Source organism: Devosia ginsengisoli (assembly GCF_007859655.1).
In the GTDB taxonomy this organism is placed as follows: Bacteria; Pseudomonadota; Alphaproteobacteria; order Rhizobiales; family Devosiaceae; genus Devosia; species Devosia ginsengisoli.
On the sequence record NZ_CP042304.1, the window covers coordinates 917776 to 933470 of the forward strand.

General features: G+C 64.0%; 16 protein-coding genes. 14 read left to right on the top strand and 2 right to left on the bottom strand.

What is annotated here, in order from left to right:
• The 9 genes from FPZ08_RS04480 (at window position 1) to FPZ08_RS04520 (ending at window position 8094) form a co-directional block, all read left to right on the top strand.
• A complete protein-coding gene (locus FPZ08_RS04480; RefSeq protein ID WP_146288868.1) occupies window positions 1-789 on the top strand; it encodes a segregation and condensation protein A in 789 nt (262 codons plus the stop codon).
• Window positions 786-1451 carry an SMC-Scp complex subunit ScpB gene (gene scpB, locus FPZ08_RS04485; protein ID WP_146288869.1) on the top strand — a complete coding sequence of 222 codons (666 nt, stop codon included), beginning with the start codon at window positions 786-788 and terminating at the stop codon, window positions 1449-1451. Before FPZ08_RS04480 ends, scpB begins: the two co-directional genes overlap by 4 nt.
• Window positions 1451-2548, top strand: coding sequence for an ABC transporter ATP-binding protein (locus FPZ08_RS04490; RefSeq protein ID WP_146288870.1), 1098 nt, complete (start codon window positions 1451-1453; stop codon window positions 2546-2548). Before scpB ends, FPZ08_RS04490 begins: the two co-directional genes overlap by 1 nt.
• A 57-nt stretch (window positions 2549-2605) precedes the next feature.
• On the top strand, window positions 2606-2815 hold the full coding sequence (gene tatA / locus FPZ08_RS04495) for a twin-arginine translocase TatA/TatE family subunit (RefSeq protein WP_146288871.1): 210 nt from the start codon (window positions 2606-2608) through the stop codon (window positions 2813-2815).
• A gap of 105 nt (window positions 2816-2920) precedes the next feature.
• Window positions 2921-3634 carry a Sec-independent protein translocase protein TatB gene (gene tatB, locus FPZ08_RS04500; RefSeq protein ID WP_146288872.1) on the top strand — a complete coding sequence of 238 codons (714 nt, stop codon included), beginning with the start codon at window positions 2921-2923 and terminating at the stop codon, window positions 3632-3634.
• A 3-nt stretch (window positions 3635-3637) separates the two neighbouring features.
• Window positions 3638-4453, top strand: a complete 816-nt coding sequence (gene tatC, locus FPZ08_RS04505) for a twin-arginine translocase subunit TatC (RefSeq protein WP_146288873.1) — start codon at window positions 3638-3640, stop codon at window positions 4451-4453.
• A 136-nt stretch (window positions 4454-4589) separates the two neighbouring features.
• Entirely contained in the window at window positions 4590-5921 is a 1332-nt protein-coding gene (gene serS, locus FPZ08_RS04510; protein WP_146288874.1) for a serine--tRNA ligase, read from the top strand.
• On the top strand, window positions 5918-6685 hold the full coding sequence (surE, locus tag FPZ08_RS04515; RefSeq protein WP_146288875.1) for a 5'/3'-nucleotidase SurE: 768 nt from the start codon (window positions 5918-5920) through the stop codon (window positions 6683-6685). Before serS ends, surE begins: the two co-directional genes overlap by 4 nt.
• Window positions 6686-6828: 143 nt before the next feature.
• The gene (locus FPZ08_RS04520) at window positions 6829-8094 is read left to right on the top strand and encodes a peptidoglycan DD-metalloendopeptidase family protein (protein ID WP_146288876.1); all 1266 of its coding nucleotides are present in this window, start codon (window positions 6829-6831) and stop codon (window positions 8092-8094) included.
• 56 nt (window positions 8095-8150) lie between these two features.
• On the opposite strand, the gene FPZ08_RS04525 is transcribed toward FPZ08_RS04520, so the two are convergent.
• Window positions 8151-9029, bottom strand: a complete 879-nt coding sequence (locus FPZ08_RS04525) for an ATP-binding protein (RefSeq protein WP_146288877.1) — start codon at window positions 9027-9029, stop codon at window positions 8151-8153.
• Between the two features lie 207 nt (window positions 9030-9236).
• Between FPZ08_RS04525 and yajC the strand changes: the two genes are divergently transcribed.
• The 4 genes from yajC (at window position 9237) to FPZ08_RS04545 (ending at window position 13437) form a co-directional block, all read left to right on the top strand.
• Complete coding sequence (gene yajC / locus FPZ08_RS04530) at window positions 9237-9587, top strand: preprotein translocase subunit YajC (protein ID WP_146288878.1); 351 nt, start codon at window positions 9237-9239, stop codon at window positions 9585-9587.
• Between the two features lie 63 nt (window positions 9588-9650).
• Window positions 9651-12197: a protein translocase subunit SecD gene (gene secD, locus FPZ08_RS04535; RefSeq protein WP_146288879.1), complete on the top strand. Its 2547-nt coding sequence runs from the start codon at window positions 9651-9653 to the stop codon at window positions 12195-12197.
• A gap of 14 nt (window positions 12198-12211) precedes the next feature.
• Window positions 12212-12595 (top strand): Mth938-like domain-containing protein, encoded by a 384-nt coding sequence (locus FPZ08_RS04540; protein ID WP_146288880.1) that lies wholly within the window; start codon window positions 12212-12214, stop codon window positions 12593-12595.
• Entirely contained in the window at window positions 12595-13437 is an 843-nt protein-coding gene (locus FPZ08_RS04545; RefSeq protein ID WP_146288881.1) for a phytoene/squalene synthase family protein, read from the top strand. The genes FPZ08_RS04540 and FPZ08_RS04545 overlap by 1 nt, the downstream gene beginning before the upstream one ends.
• A 71-nt stretch (window positions 13438-13508) precedes the next feature.
• Here FPZ08_RS04545 and trmFO read toward each other — a convergent pair whose 3' ends face one another.
• On the bottom strand, window positions 13509-14894 hold the full coding sequence (trmFO, locus tag FPZ08_RS04550) for a methylenetetrahydrofolate--tRNA-(uracil(54)-C(5))-methyltransferase (FADH(2)-oxidizing) TrmFO (protein ID WP_146288882.1): 1386 nt from the start codon (window positions 14892-14894) through the stop codon (window positions 13509-13511).
• Between the two features lie 94 nt (window positions 14895-14988).
• On the opposite strand from trmFO, the gene FPZ08_RS04555 reads away from it, so the two are divergent.
• Complete coding sequence (locus tag FPZ08_RS04555) at window positions 14989-15642, top strand: glutathione S-transferase family protein (protein ID WP_246132803.1); 654 nt, start codon at window positions 14989-14991, stop codon at window positions 15640-15642.
• Window positions 15643-15695: the final 53 nt, after the last annotated feature.

The following is a 15695-nucleotide window of genomic DNA, read 5'->3' on the forward strand; positions in this document are numbered from 1 at the left end:
ATGACGACTGCCCAGACCGACTGGTTTGATACGGCTGCCCAACCGGCGCCCGAAGACGTGATGTATGTCGATGTCGGCGGCTATGAGGGCCCGCTCGATCTGCTGCTCGACCTCGCCCGCCGCCAGAAGGTCGATCTTGCCGCCATTTCCGTGCTGGCCCTTGCCGAGCAATATCTCGCCTTCATCGAAACCGTGCGTGAGAAGCGCATCGAGGTTGCCGCCGACTATCTCGTCATGGCCGCCTGGCTCGCCTACCTCAAGAGCCGCCTCATGGTGCCACAGGCGCCCTCCGATGACGAACCGTCCGGCGAGATGCTGGCCGCCATGCTGCAGTTCCGCCTCAAGCGCCTCGAAGCCATGCGCGGCGCCGCCAGCCAGTTGATGAACCGCCCGCGTCTCGGCTTCCAGGTCTATGCCCGCGGCATGCCCGAGCCCATCGAGATCAAGCGCACCTCCCTTTGGGAAGCCAGCCTCTACGATCTGCTCAAGGCCTATGCCGGCCAGCGCGAGCGCGGCATCACCACCGACTATTCGCCCATCCAGCGCACCGTCTGGTCGCTGCAGGAGGCGCGGGATATCCTCCAGCGCCTGATCGGTGATAGTTTCGAATGGGTGTCGATGGATTCCTACCTGGCCGATTACCTCTCGACGCCGGCCGAGCGCGCCACCATCCGCGCCTCGAGCTTCGCCTCGAGCCTCGAACTGGTCCGCCTGGGCCAGATCGACCTCCGCCAGACCGAGACTTTCGGCCCGCTCTTCATGCGTCGCCGCAAGGCAGACCGGCCGTGAGCGGGCTTTCCGATGACGATCGCAGCGAAGTCCTGGAGCGCAACCTGCGTGTGCTCGAGGCTCTCCTTTTCGCGTCAAGTGAGCCTCTCGATGCTAACAGTCTGCTAACGTATTTAGGGGAAGGCGCTAACATTGGTGAACTGCTGCTGACGCTGCAATCCCGCTACGCCACGCGCGGGGTAAACCTGGTCCAGCGTGCCGACAAATGGGCCTTCCGCACCGCCGAAGACCTCGGTTTCCTGCTGCGCCGCGACGAACAGGAGAACCGCCCGCTCTCCCGCGCCGCCCTCGAAACCCTCTCCATCATCGCCTACCACCAGCCCGCCACCCGCGCCGAGATCGAAGAGGTACGCGGCGTCGCCACCGGCAAGGGCACGCTCGACCTGCTGATGGAAGCCGGCTGGATCCGCATGCGCGGCCGCCGCCGCACCCCCGGCCGCCCCGTAACCTACGGCACGACCGACGCTTTTCTTGATCACTTCGGGCTGGAAACCCTCAGCGATCTGCCCGGCCTCGACGAACTCAAGGGCTCTGGCCTGCTCTCCAGCCGCCTGCCGCCCAACCTGCAGATCCCGCTCCCCTTCGACGGCGCCGCCCTGCGCGACGACGAGGATCCGCTCGATCCTGACGATCTCGGCAGCGACGAGGAGGAACAGGACTGATGGCCGAAAAATCCAGCGCTGACTGGGGTTTGCGGGGCACGACCGGCGTCAGCTTCGCCGCGACGCTCGAATTCGACGCCGTCGAGGTGCAACTCGGGGGCAGGGTGGTGCTCGACCGCTTCAGCCTCACCCTCAAGCCCGGCGAGATCGTCTGCCTGCTCGGCGAATCCGGCTCGGGCAAATCCACCGCCCTGCGCGTCGCCGCTGGCATCCAGCCCATCCACGCAGGCGCCGTGCGCATCAACGACGAGATCGCCTCCGCCCCGGGCCTGACCATCCCGCCTGACCGGCGCGGAATCGGCCTGATGTTTCAGGACTTTGCCCTCTTCCCCCACCTGACCGTTCTGCAGAATGTGCTGTTCGGCCTGCGCAAGCTCGGCCGCACCGCTGCACTCGCCCAAGCCCGCGCCGCCCTGCGCCGGGTCGGCCTGGCCGATCGCGAGGCCGACTTTCCCCATAGGCTCTCCGGCGGCCAGCAGCAGCGCCTGGCGCTGGCCCGCAGCGTCGCTCCGCGCCCCGGCGTCCTGCTGCTCGACGAACCCTTTTCCAGCCTCGACGCCCGCCTGCGCGAAACCGTGCGCGAGGAGACCCTGGCCGTGTTGCGCGAGACCCACGTCACCAGCCTCATCGTCACCCACGACCCCGAGGAAGCCATGGTGCTGGGCGATCGCGTGGCCCTGCTGCGCCATGGCCGTATCGCCCAGATCGGCACGGCCGCCGAGATTTACCGCCACCCCGTAGACCTGGACGCCGCCCGCTTCTTCTCGCCGCTGAGCGAGATCGACAGCCGCGTTGCCCAGGGCCACGTCACGACGCCGCTAGGCCCGCTAGCCACGCCGGAACTGGCCGAAGGTACCAGCGTCACGGTCGCCATCCGCCCCGCCGGCGGCGCCGCCATGGCGGCCAGCGGCCCCGGTACGCCGGGCCGCATCGTCGGCAAGCGCGACGCCATCGGCGTGGATATCTGCGAGGTCATGGTCGATGGGCTCGACGTCCCGCTCGGCCTGCGCCAGCCGTCCGATGCAGCAATGAAGGTGGGACAAGATGTATTCGTCACGCTGAACCCGGAACACGTTCTTGTGTTTGCGCGCGATTGAACCTATTTCTGACCTATCTTTCGCGTGTAACGCGTTCTGAAATTTAGGGAGACCAAAATGCACGCGCCAGGAATTTGGGGCATTCTCGTTGTCGCCGTCGTCGTGATCCTGCTGTTCGGTCGCGGCAAGATTTCCGGTATGATGGGCGAAGTCGCCTCGGGCATCAAAGCCTTCCAGAAGGGCATGAAGGACGACGACAAGCCGGTGGAACGCGTCACCACCACGGCCGATGCGCCCGTCGCCGAGCCCGAGAAGAAGGACGTCTGAAGCGTCGGACTGAAAAGTGGCTTCCAATTTTCAGTCATATCCGACGCGACTTTGACGGGACGTCCTGACGTCGCCGGCCGCGCCGCTGCTTTGAAGGAATAGAATATGCTCGGCTTGGGCTGGACAGAGATGCTGGTGATCGGCGTCGTCGCGCTGATCGTCATCGGGCCGAAAGATCTGCCTGTGGTGATGAACCGCATCGGCAAGATCGCCGGCCAGATCAGGCGTATGGGCAACGAGTTCCAGCGCGAGATCAACAAGACCACCGGTCTCGACGAAGTGCGTAACTTGCGCAATTCGATCGCCGCTCCGCTCAAGAAAACCAGCGACGAAATCCGCAAGGAATTCAACGCCATGACGCCTAACGGCCCCAAGCCGAGCGGCGTCATCAAGCCCGCCGATCCCAAGGCCGAAAGCGTCGTTGACGAGATCAAGGCCGCCGCCGGCATGACGCCGCCCAAGACCGCCGATCAGGTCGCTGCCGAGGCCGGCTTCAAGCCGCCCCGTCCGGCCGCCAAGGCGGCCGCGGCGCCCGCAAAGAAGCCTGCGGCGAAGAAGGCTCCTGTAAAGGCCAAGGCTGCGCCGACCCGCCCCGTCGTCACCACCGACCTGGCGCCGTTGGACGCTCCGGCTCCGGCCAAAAAGCCCGTCGCGAAAAAGCCGGCTGCCGTGAGGAAGCCGGCGGCAAAACCCGCTGCCAGCAAGCCGCAGAACCCGACCGAAGCTGCGCCTGTAGCAACCAAACCTGCACCGAAGAAGCGTGCCGCTGCCAGGGCCAAGCCTGCTGCAGCCGAAACCGCCAAGGCCGGGGACGCATAAACCATGGCCGACACCAAGCAGATCGAAGACAAGACCAAGGAACCCGAGGACGAGCTCGCCGGCAGCGAAGCGCCGCTGCTCGAGCATCTGGTCGAGCTGCGCAAGCGGTTGATCTACTCGGCGATCACCATCGTCGTGTTGATGGCCTTCTGCTTCATCTTCGCCAGCACCATCTATGACTGGCTGCTGATCCCCTACAAGAACGCGGTCCCCGGCGCGAACCTCATCTTCACCGCGCCACAGGAGCTGTTCTTCACCTATCTGAACGTGGCCCTGTTCGGCGCCATTTTCCTCGGCTTCCCCATCGTCGCCAGCCAGATCTACATGTTCGTGGCGCCCGGCCTCTACAAGCATGAGCGCAAGGCGTTCCTGCCCTATCTGGTCGCCACGCCGATCTTCTTCGTGGCCGGCGCGGCCCTGGTCTATTTCATCGTCCTGCCCATGGCGCTGCACTTCTTTGCCGGCATGCAGACCGCCGATATCCAGATGCTGACCAGCGTCAGTGAATATCTGGGCCTGGCCATGCTGCTGATCCTGGCTTTCGGCGTCTGTTTCCAGCTTCCGGTCATCCTGACGCTGCTGGCACAGATCGACCTGATCCACGTCGATACGCTGAAGAAGGGCCGTCGTTACGCCATTGTCGGCATCCTGATCTTTGCCGCCTTCATCACGCCGCCCGACCCGATCTCCCAGATCGGCCTTGCCTTGCCCATGTACGCGCTCTACGAACTTTCGATCATTTCCGTTCGGATGATCGAAAAGCGCCGTGCCGCGGCCCTGGCCGCCCAGGAAGCGGAACTTTCCGGTTCATCCGAATAGACAAGTAGACCTCATCCTGAGCGTGTCGAAGGACGAGGTCGTGCCCCAGTGCCGCGCCTCGTCCTTCGACGGGTGAGGTGAGGCGACCGGGGCGTTCTTCCCAATCAGAGAGGCGGGCAGCGACCCGTAGCAACCGATGTTCGATATCAAGTGGATCAGAGCCAACGCCGAAGCCTTCGACGCCGCCGTTTCGCGGCGCAAGGGGATTTCCGTGCGCGCCTCCGATCTGCTCGCCATCGACGACCGCCGCCGCGACATCATCACCCGCCTGAACGACGCGCAGGAAAAGCGCAACGCGCTCTCCAAGCAGATCGGCCAGGCCAAGGCGCAGAAGGATGAAGCCAAGGCGCAGGAGCTGATGGCTGAAGTCGCCAGCCTCAAGGACTTCATCCCGCAGGGCGAAGCCGACGAACGCGCCGTCGAACTCGAATTGAGCAATGCCCTCTCGGTCATCCCCAATCTGGTGTTCGACGACGTGCCCGATGGCACCGACGAAACCGGCAATGTCGAATATTTCGGCCGCAACGGCTCGCCCGAAACCGCCGCCAAGGCCCGCGCGCCCAAGCCAAAACTCTCGTTTGCGCCCAAGGAGCATTACGAGATCGGCGAAGCCATGGGCCAGATGGATTTCGAAACGGCCGCCAAGCTCTCCGGCAGCCGCTTCGTCGTGCTGAAAGGGCAGGTGGCCCGGCTCGAACGCGCCATCGGCCAGTTCATGCTCGACCTGCACACGACCGAGCACGGCTATACCGAAGTCCAGCCACCGCTGCTGGTGCGCGACGAGGCCTTGTTCGGCACCAACCAACTGCCCAAGTTCGAGGAAGACCTGTTCTTCACTCCGCATGGCGAAAGCCGGCTGGCGCTGATCCCGACTGCCGAAGTGCCGCTGACCAATTTCGTCCGCGAGTCCATCCTGGCCGAGGAAGAGCTGCCGCTGCGTCTCACCGCCCTCACGCCCTGCTTCCGTTCCGAGGCCGGCTCGGCTGGTCGCGACACCCGCGGCATGCTGCGCCAGCATCAGTTCAACAAGGTGGAGATGGTGTCGATCACCACGCCCGAAACCTCTGTTGACGAACATGAGCGCATGCTGGCCTGCGCCGAGACCGTGCTGCAACGCCTGGGCCTGCACTATCGCGTCATGAACCTCTGCACCGGCGATATCGGCTTCGGTGCCAAGAAAACCTATGATCTGGAAGTCTGGCTGCCCGGCCAGGACACCTATCGCGAAATCTCCTCGGTCTCGGTCTGCGGTGATTTCCAGGCCCGCCGCATGGATGCCCGCTATCGGCCATCAGGCGAAAAGCAGGCGCCGCGCTTCGTCCATACGCTCAACGGGTCCGGCACCGCCGTCGGCCGCTGCCTCATCGCTGTAATGGAAAACTACCAGCAGGCAGACGGTTCGGTTTCCATTCCCGAAGTACTCCAGCCCTATATGGGCGGAATCAAAGCCATTGGCGGTCGTGGATGAGCTTGCGCTTTCTCATCACCAATGACGATGGCATCGATGCGCCCGGCATCGCCATCATGGCCGACATCGCCCATGCACTGAGCGATGACGTGTGGATCGTGGCGCCCGATGGCAACCAGTCGGGGGCAGGGCACCGCTTCACCCTCGGCCGGGAGCTGCATTTCGAGCGGCATGGCGAGCGCAGCTTTGCCGTGGTTGGCGGTTCGCCTGCCGACTGTGTCGTTGCCGGCATGACCCATCTTCTGGGTGACCGCCCGGCCGATGTGGTGCTGTCAGGGGTCAATGCCGGCCAGAATCTGGGCGATATCATCAACTGCTCGGGCACTGCGGCCGGCGCGCGGGAAGGGGCCTTGCAGGGCGCCATCGGCATCGCCATGAGCCAGGGCATCAATTACGAGCATGGCCGCGATGTCGACTGGTCCAACGCCATTCGCCATGGCGAGGCCGTCGCCCGCGCCATCATCGCGGCCGTGCAGGGCCGCGAGCACTATTACAATGTGAACTTCCCGTTCTGCCCGCCCGACACCACCAAGGGCATAGCCGTGGTGCCGCACCAGCGATTCTCGCGCTCGCCCTTCCGCTATTATCCGAGCGACAATGACGGCAAGTTTTTCGTCGCCATCCCCGAAACGCCGATGCCGTTGGATCGCTCTGCCGACTTCGAAATCCTGCGCAGAGACGGCTATGTGACGGTAACGCCGATGCTGCTGCAGCAGACCGATACGACGCTTGTCGAGCGCCTGCGGGGCACCCTGTCGCTGTAGGGTACCGGCGCCCGGCTCTTAACCTTACCCAATCCAGAATCCCGCCATGACGATTTCGCTCAAATCGCATCGGCTTTAAACTCGTCTTTACCTTACCGGCCTAGTCTCAAACTCGTGTTGAGTACCTGCGTACGAGTAAGCTGATGAGTATCCGCGTATCCCGTCGGGCGCCCAAAGGTGCCGTTGCAATGGTGGGCCTTGTGGTCGCCGCTGTTGCGCTGTCCGGGTGTTCCAGTCTCGGTAGCCGATCGTTTGGCGATCCGACGACAACCGGCGCCCTGCCGCAGAACGCTCCTGCCACAAGTTACAGCCAGCCCATGCCGGCCAGCCTGGGGTCGCCCCAGGCCATGGTGGCCGAAAACCGGTTCCTGCCGCCCGCCAATGTCGGTGGTGGCTGGAATGCCCCAACCAATGCCGGTGTGCAGCCGGCCTGGAACCAGTCGGTTGCAGGCTACAGCCAGCCGGTAACGCCGGCCGGCGCTCTGCCATCCGTCCAGTCCCAAGACCTTCCTGTACTGAGTAATTCGTCTTCTCAGGGATCCGCTATGCAACCCCAGTCCGCTTTCGCCTCGACCGCTCCGATGCCGTCGCCCGCCGTTCTCGGCACTTTGCCGACCAACAGCTCCGTGCCATCTCTTGCGGCGACCACGCCTGCACCGTCTCTGCCAAGTGCCGGTGGCACCTTCACCCACACCATTGCCAGCGGCGAGTCGCTTTATACCATCGCCCGCCGCTACGAGGTGACGACCCAGGCCCTCGTCCAGGCCAACAACCTGTCCTCGCCCGACAAGATCGTCGTCGGCCAGAAGGTAATCATCCCTGGCCGCGCCGACCTGCTTGCCACCAAGGCGCCGACCCAGGTCGCCAGCACCACGCCGATAGCCACGCCCGCTCCGGCGCAGCAGCCGCTGCCGCAGGCGACGCCGAACGTCGTCCAGGCCGCGACCACACCGGCCGCATCCACCTTGCCGCAGCAGGCTGCACCGGCGGCCCAGCCGACCCAGGTGGCCAACGTGCCGGCCGCTGAGCCGGTTATGTCGGGTAGCGACAAGTTCCGCTGGCCCGCCAGCGGCCGCGTCCTGGTCGATTTTGCCTCATCCAAGGGCACCGGCATCAATATCGAAGTGCCGGAAGGCTCTGCCGTCAAGGCTGCCGAAAATGGCACGGTGATCTATGTCGGTTCCGGCGTCGAAGGCTATGGCAACCTTGTCCTGATCCGCCACCCCAATGGCTATGTCTCGGCCTATGCCCACCTGCAGTCGATGAGCGTCGCCAAGGGCGCCACCGTCGGTCGCGGCGACACGATCGGCGCCGCCGGCATGACCGGCTCGGTGACCAAGCCGCAACTGCATTTCGAACTGCGCAAGGGCGCCACGCCCGTCGATCCGGTCCCGCTGCTGGCGAGCTGATCGAATTACGAAATCAACGAAGGCCCCCGCGAAAGCGGGGGTTTTCGTTTGTGGTGCTAGATCGTCTTGCCCAGTTCGCCCGCCAGTGTCCGCACCAGTTGGATCGCGACCCGGCCCGAACGGGCGCCGCGGGTGGCCGACCACTCGATGGCGCGGGCGCGGAGCGTTTCGTCGTCGATATCCAGCCCGTAATGGTCGGCATAGGCGCGGACCATGGTGAGGAAGGTGGGCTGGTCGCAATTGTGAAAGCCCAGCCACAGCCCGAACCGGTCGGACAGCGACACCTTTTCCTCCACCGCCTCGCCGGGATTGATCGCCGTCGAGCGCTCATTCTCGATCATGTCGCGCGGCATCAGGTGGCGGCGGTTGGATGTGGCATAGAACAACACGTTTTCCGGCCGCCCCTCCAGCCCGCCATCGAGGATGGTCTTGAGCGATTTGTAGCTGGTCTCGCCATTGTCGAAGCTGAGATCGTCGCAGAAGACCACGAAGCGCGCATCCTCCCCGGCGATGCGGCGCATCAGGGCAGGGAGCGTTTCCAGGTCCTCCCGCGCAATCTCGATCAGCACCAGCCGTTCGAACCCCTCGGAGCGCCTCTGGTTGATGTCGCCGTGGATGGCCTTGACCAGCGAAGACTTGCCCATGCCGCGCGCGCCCCAGAGCAGCGCATTGTTGGCGCCATGGCCGCGGGCGAACTGTTCGGTATTGCGCAGCAGGATATCCTGCACGGAGTCGATGCCCTTGAGCATGCCCAGCGGCACCCGGCTGACCCGGGGCACGGCCATCAACACTCCGGCATCGCCATCCCAGTGATAGGCGTCGGCATCGCCCAGCGCCGGTTGCCCTTCATTGCGGCCGGGCGCCAGGGCATTGAGAGAGCGGGCGATTTCACTCAGTGAAGCGGCGATTTCGGCCAGGTATTCCTTGCTGTTCAAGACGGCTATTCCTCATGGTCGGCGCGGCAAATTGCGGCCCCCGGAATGGCTTTGCAATCGCCGGGGTGCAAATGTATAGTCCGCGCGATTTTGACCGGGGCGCAAGTGCAACAAGCCCCAAATGCGTCCAGCAGCGTCGTAACGTTGATGCGGGTCTCTGGCGCCGCCCCTTCACAAGCCAAAAAGAAAAGATAGGAGCCTCGCCTTATGTTTGTAACGCCCGCTTATGCTCAGGCAGCCGGTGCCGCGCCCGGTGGTGGAATCAACGATATTCTCATCCAGCTGATGCCGATCCTGCTGCTGGTGGTGATCTTCTGGTTCCTCATCTTCCGCCCGCAGCAGAAGCGCCTCAAGGCCCAGCAGGCCATGCTCGCCTCGATCAAGCGCGGCGATACGGTCGTGAGCACCGGCGGCATTATCGGCAAGGTGACCAAGGCTGTTGACGGCGAAGACCTCGAGATCGAGATCGCGACCGGCATCAAGGTGAAGCTGGTACGCGGCATGGTTGCCGATGTTCGCTCCAAGGGTGAACCGGTCAACGACAACAAGCCTGCCTAAGCGGCAGCACTAGAATATCACCGGCGCCCAAGGGCGCCGGTTTTTCCTTTCAGGACGTCTTTCATGCAGTTTTCGCCCGTTCGTACCGTCATTATCGCTATCGTTTCCCTGCTGGGTATCCTGTTCGCACTCCCCAGTTTCCTGCCGGAGAATGTGCGCGATTCCTGGCCGGGCTTCCTGCCCCGGCAGACAGTGGTTCTGGGTCTCGACCTGCAGGGCGGTTCACACCTGCTGCTGCAGGTCAACGAAAGCGGTATCGTCTCGGAACGCCTGCAATCGCTGCGCCGCGACGTCCGCAATACCCTGGCCAACGACAACGGCATCGGCAACCTGATCGCCACCGACGAGGCCACCAGGACGCTGACGGTCGAACTGACCGATCCGACACAGAAGGAAACCGCCCGCACCGCCATTGCGGCTTTGCAGAATACCATCAGCAATTCGCTGATCGCGGTCGGTGGCGTGAACGAGCTGGCCTTTGGCGAAACGCCCGATGGCAAGCTGACCGTGACCCTGACCGAAGAAGGCGTCAGCGAGCGCATGTCGGCTCTGGTGGCGCAGTCTATCGAGGTCATCCGCAAGCGCGTCGACGAACTCGGCACCACCGAACCATCGATCCAGCGCCAGGGCACCAACCGTGTGCTGGTGCAGGTGCCCGGCTTTGGTGACAGCCAGCGCCTCAAGGACATCATTTCGCGCACCGCGCGCCTGACCTTCCACATGGTCTATCCGGGCATGACTGCCGCCCAGGCCGAGGCCCAGGGCCTGCCGGCCGGCACCATGGTCCTGCCCAGCCAGGACGGCGGCTCGGAACTGCTCTACGAAGACGTCGCGCTTGGCGGTGAATCGCTGGTCGATGCCCAGCCCAGCTACGATTCGCAGCGCAACATTCCGGTGGTCAGCTTCAAGTTCGATACGCGTGGCGCCATCACCTTCGGCCAGATCACCGGCGCCAATGTGGGCAAGCGCTTCGCCATCGTGCTCGACAATACGGTGATTACCGCCCCGGTCATCCAGCAGCCCATTACCGGCGGCTCGGGCCAGATCAGCGGTACATTCACCACCGCCACGGCCAATGACCTGGCCGTGCTGCTGCGCGCCGGCGCCTTGCCGGCCTCGCTCGACGTGGTCGAGGAGCGCACGGTGGATGCCAGCCTGGGCGCCGATTCCATCCAGCACGGCTTGACGGCCGGTGTTGTCGCCAGCGTGCTCGTCATCGCTTTCATGGTCATTGCCTATGGCCTGTGGGGCGTGTTCGCCAATGTCTCGCTGATCCTCAACATCATCCTGATCTTCGGCGCGCTCTCCATGCTGGGGGCAACGCTGACCCTGCCGGGCATTGCCGGTATCGTGCTGACCATCGGCATGGCCGTGGACGCCAACGTGCTGATCTACGAACGCATGCGTGAAGAACAGCGATCGGGCAAATCGCCGATCCAGGCCATCCAGGCCGGCTTCGAGCGCGCCTGGGGCACCATCATCGACTCGCACCTGACCCAGCTGATCGCGGCCATCGTGCTGTATTTCCTGGGTTCGGGCCCGGTGCAGGGCTTTGCCGTCACGCTGGCGCTCGGCATCCTGACCTCGCTCTTCACCTCCTACACGGTGACCTCGTACCAGGTGCATGCCTGGTATCGCGCGACCCGGCCGAAAGTGCTGAAAATCCAGCATTTCCGCTTCATCCCGGACGGCACCAAGATCCCGTTCATGAAGATTTCGCGCTACGTGATCGCCTTCTCGATCGTCGCCAGCGTGCTCTCGATCGGTTCGGCCTATTTCAAGGGCTTCAACCTGGGCATCGACTTTGTCGGCGGCACCGCCATCGTCATCCAGCATGACGGCGGCCCGGCCGATGTCGGCCAGGTGCGTGAACTGCTCGATGGGCTCGAGCTGGGCGAAGTGCAGGTGCAGGGCTTCGGCACGCCCGAAGACGTGCTGGTGCGCGTGCAAGCGCAGGAAGGCGGCCAGGACGCCGACCAGGTTGCCGTCACCAAGGTCCGCGATGCGCTCGCCACCGAAAACTACACCGTGCGCAGCACCGAGGCCGTGAGCGGCACCGTGTCCAGCGAACTGGCGTGGAAGGGCACGATGGCGGTGGTCATCGCGCTCGTTGCCATCCTGATCTACATCTGGTTCCGCTTCGAGTGGCAATTCGCCCTGGCCGCTGTGACGACCACCACCCACGACGTGATCATGACCATCGGTCTGTTCTCGATAACCGGGCTGGAGTTCAATCTGACATCCATCGCGGCCGTGCTGACATTGGTGGGCCTCAGTTTGAACGAAACCGTGGTCGTGTCGGACCGCGTGCGTGAAAACCTCCGAAAACATCGAAAGATGCCGCTGCCCGAACTCATCGACCTGTCGATCAACCAGACCATCGTGCGCACGTCGCTGACGCAGTTCACCGTGTTCCTGGCCCTGATTCCGCTGGTGCTGTTCGGCGGCGAAGTGATCCGCAGCTTCACCATCGCCATGACCTTCGGGTGTCTCGTCGGCATGTATTCGTCGATCATCGTCAACGGCCCCATCCTCATCAATTTCGGCCTCAAGTCGAAAACCGAAGAGGACAAGCCGACGCCCAAGGCCGCTGACGGGGCCTCCGTCTAGAGCCGGAGGTTCATGTGACCGACGCGCGGCACTATCCCGGGCAGGTTGGCATCGATGCCTATGGCAATGGGGGTTTCCGCTTCGCGGGAATCTCCCATCGCGGCTCGCTGCTCTGCCTGCCCAGTGGCATGTTTGCCTGGGATGTCACCGATGTGGCCGACATCACGGCGGAAACGCTGGCGCCGGTCTTTGCCGTGGCCGACGATATTGACGTGCTGCTGATCGGTGTCGGGCCTGACATAGCCGCTATTCCGCGCGACCTGCGCGAGGCCCTGCGCGAGCGGAAAGTCATCGTCGAGGCGGTGAATACCGGCAGCGCTATCCGCACCTATAATGTGCTGCTGGCCGAGGAACGCGCCGTTGCCGCGGCCCTGATCGCCGTCGACAAGGTGCGCTGATGGCCGAGGCCAGCTTTGCCCATGCCGCCGAGGCCCTGCGCCAGAACGACCGGGACCGGTATCTCTCCACCCTGGTTCTGTCAGGCGCCCATCGCGATGCGGTGACCGCGCTCTATGCCTTCAATGCCGATGTCGCCTCGATCCGCGAGCGCGTGTCCGATCCCGCGCCGGGCGAAATCCGGCTGCAATGGTGGAGCGATGCGCTGGAGGGCGAAGGGCATGGCGCCGTGCGCCAGAACCCCGTCGCCGATGCTTTGCTCGATACCATCGGCCGCTACACTATTCCGGCTGGTACGCTGCTGCGGTTGATCGGCGCCCGCCGCTTCGATCTCTACGACGATCCCATGCCCGACCTCGAAACGTTCGAGGGCTATGCCGGCGAGACGGTGTCGACGCTCTACCAGCTTGCCGCGATGATCCTCAATGAGGGCGAGACCATCGAGACCGGCGATGCTGCCGGCCATCTGGGCGTTGCCCATGCCATGATCGGCCATATCAGGGCCTTCGGCCATGTTTCGGCGCAGGGCCGCATCATGCTGCCCTGGTCGATCTTCGCCGCCAATGGCGTGCGGGAAGGCGAGATTTTCTCGGGCACCGAAAGCGAAGGCCTGTCAGAGGCGCTGGGGCAGATCGGTGACCTGGCGGCCGAGCATCTGGGCAAGGCCGAGACGGCGATTGCCGCCCTGCCGGCCCGGCTCAAACCGGCCTTTGCCAGCATTGCCGTGCTCCAGGCGCAGCTTGCGCTGCTGGGCCAGCGGCCGGGTATTTTCGCGCCGGCCGCCGACGATCCCGACTGGCGCAAGATCGCCCGGCTGGCCTGGTGGAGCTGGCGCAACCGCTGAACTCTCGATAGCCCTCATGGTTCGACAAACCCACCATGAGGTTTCCGGGTGTTCCTTGCCCCAGGCCTCGCTCAGGCCCAGCTCTTCAAATCCTCCAGCGCGCGGGAGGTGATTGCCCGGCGCTTGGCGATGGTCTTGTCCGGCCCGCGCCAACGCGCCACGCCTTCGGGCCGCGTGATGCTGACTTCGGGGAACAGGCCGAAATTGACGTTCATCGGCTGGAAGCTGCGGGCGCCGCTATAGCTTTCGGACTCGATGTGGCCGCCGGTAATGTGATCAACCAGCGCCCCGAGCGCCGTGGTTCTGGGCGGCGTCGTCAGTGTCTCGCCCCGCGCCTCGGCAGCGGCGAGGCGGCCGGTGATGAGGCCGACAGCAGCACTTTCCACATAGCCCTCAACGCCGGTCACCTGACCGGCAAAGCGAATGCGTGTATCATTTTTTAGTTTAAGATCGTCCCGTAACACTTTCGGTGAGTTGATGAATGTGTTGCGGTGCAAGCCGCCAAGACGGGCGAATTGCGCATTCTCCAGGCCGGGAATCATGCGGAAGATTTCAGCCTGAATGCCGTAGCGCATCTTGGTCTGGAAGCCGACCATGTTCCACAGCGTGCCCAGGGCATTATCCTGCCGGAGCTGGACAATGGCGTAGCACTTGACCGTGGGACTGCGTGGATTGGTCAGGCCAACCGGCTTCATCGGCCCGTGGCGCAGCGTCTCGACGCCGCGCTCGGCCATGACTTCGATGGGCAGGCAGCCGTCGAAATAGGGGACCTTTTCCCAATCCTTGAATTCGTGCAAAGGCGCGGTCTTCAGCGCCTCGACAAAGGCAAAATACTGGTCCTTGTCCATCGGGCAGTTGAGATAGTCCGCCCCCGTGCCGCCCGGCCCGGCCTTGTCGTAGCGCGACTGGGCCCACACCACATCCATGTTGATGCTGTCCTTGTGGACGATGGGGGCAATGGCGTCGAAAAAGGCCAGTGCATCCTCGCCGGTCTTGGCCAGGATGGCATCGGCAAGGGCAGGGGAGGTCAGCGGGCCGCTGGCGATGATGACATTGCTCCAGTCATCAGGTGGCCAGCCGGCCACTTCCTCGCGGACCACGGTGATATTGGGGTGATTGTGGATGGCGCGGGTGACTTCGGCCGAAAAGCCGTGCCGGTCCACCGCCAGTGCGCCGCCCGCCGGCAGCTTGTGCAGGTCGGCCGCGCGCATGATCAGTGAGTTGCAGCGGCGCATTTCCTCATGCAGCAGGCCCACGGCATTCTGCTCGTGATCGTCGGAGCGGAAGCTGTTGGAGCAGACCAGCTCGGCAAAACTGTCAGTGCTATGCGCGTCGGTCTCTTTGACGCCGCGCATTTCGTGGACGATCACCGTGGCGCCCGCCTCGGCAGCCTGCCATGCGGCCTCGGAGCCGGCGAGACCGCCGCCAATGATGTGAATAAGTTCTTGACTGGACATGGCGGGCAGATAGCAAGCGGGGCTCGGGGGCGCAACCGGCACTTGTGGTTGCCAGCACGCAGATTAGCATGCGCGGCGAAACGGGAGGATAAGATTGAGTCCAAATCTGACGCTGTGGGGGCGCGCCAACTCTGCCAATGTGCAGAAAACGCTGTGGGCGCTTGAGGAACTGGGCCTGCCCTATACCCATAAACTGGTCGGCGGGTCGCATGGCGGGCTGGATGAGCCGAGCTATCGGGCGATGAACCCCAACGGGCTGGTGCCGACCCTGCAGGACGGCGAACTGACCGTGTGGGAGAGCCACGCAACTTTGCGCTATCTCGCTGCCAGCTATGGCGAAAATACGCTCTGGCCGGTGGATCCGCGCGAGCGGGCCATGGTGGATCAATGGACCGACTGGACCGCGACGACGTTCCAGCCGGCCTGGATTGCCGTGTTCTGGCTACTGGTGCGGACGCCGCCGGAACAGCGCGACGACAAGGCCATCGCGGCGGCGCTGGCGAAGACGGTTGCGGCCCTGCGCATTCTCGATGCGAACCTGGCCGAACGAGACTATGTGGCCGGGGATAGATTGAGCTATGCCGATATCGCTTCCGGCGTAGCGCTCTATCGCTGGTTCACTATGGATATCGACCGCCCGGCCATGCCCGGCGTCGAGAACTGGTATCGGCGCTTGCAGGAACGGCCGGCTTTCCGCAAGGCTGTCATGGTCAGTTATGACGAGCTCGTCGCCAGACTAGCCTTTTGATCCAGAAAGCAAAACAGCCGCATCTCAGAGAGAGGCGGCTGTTCGATTTGCGC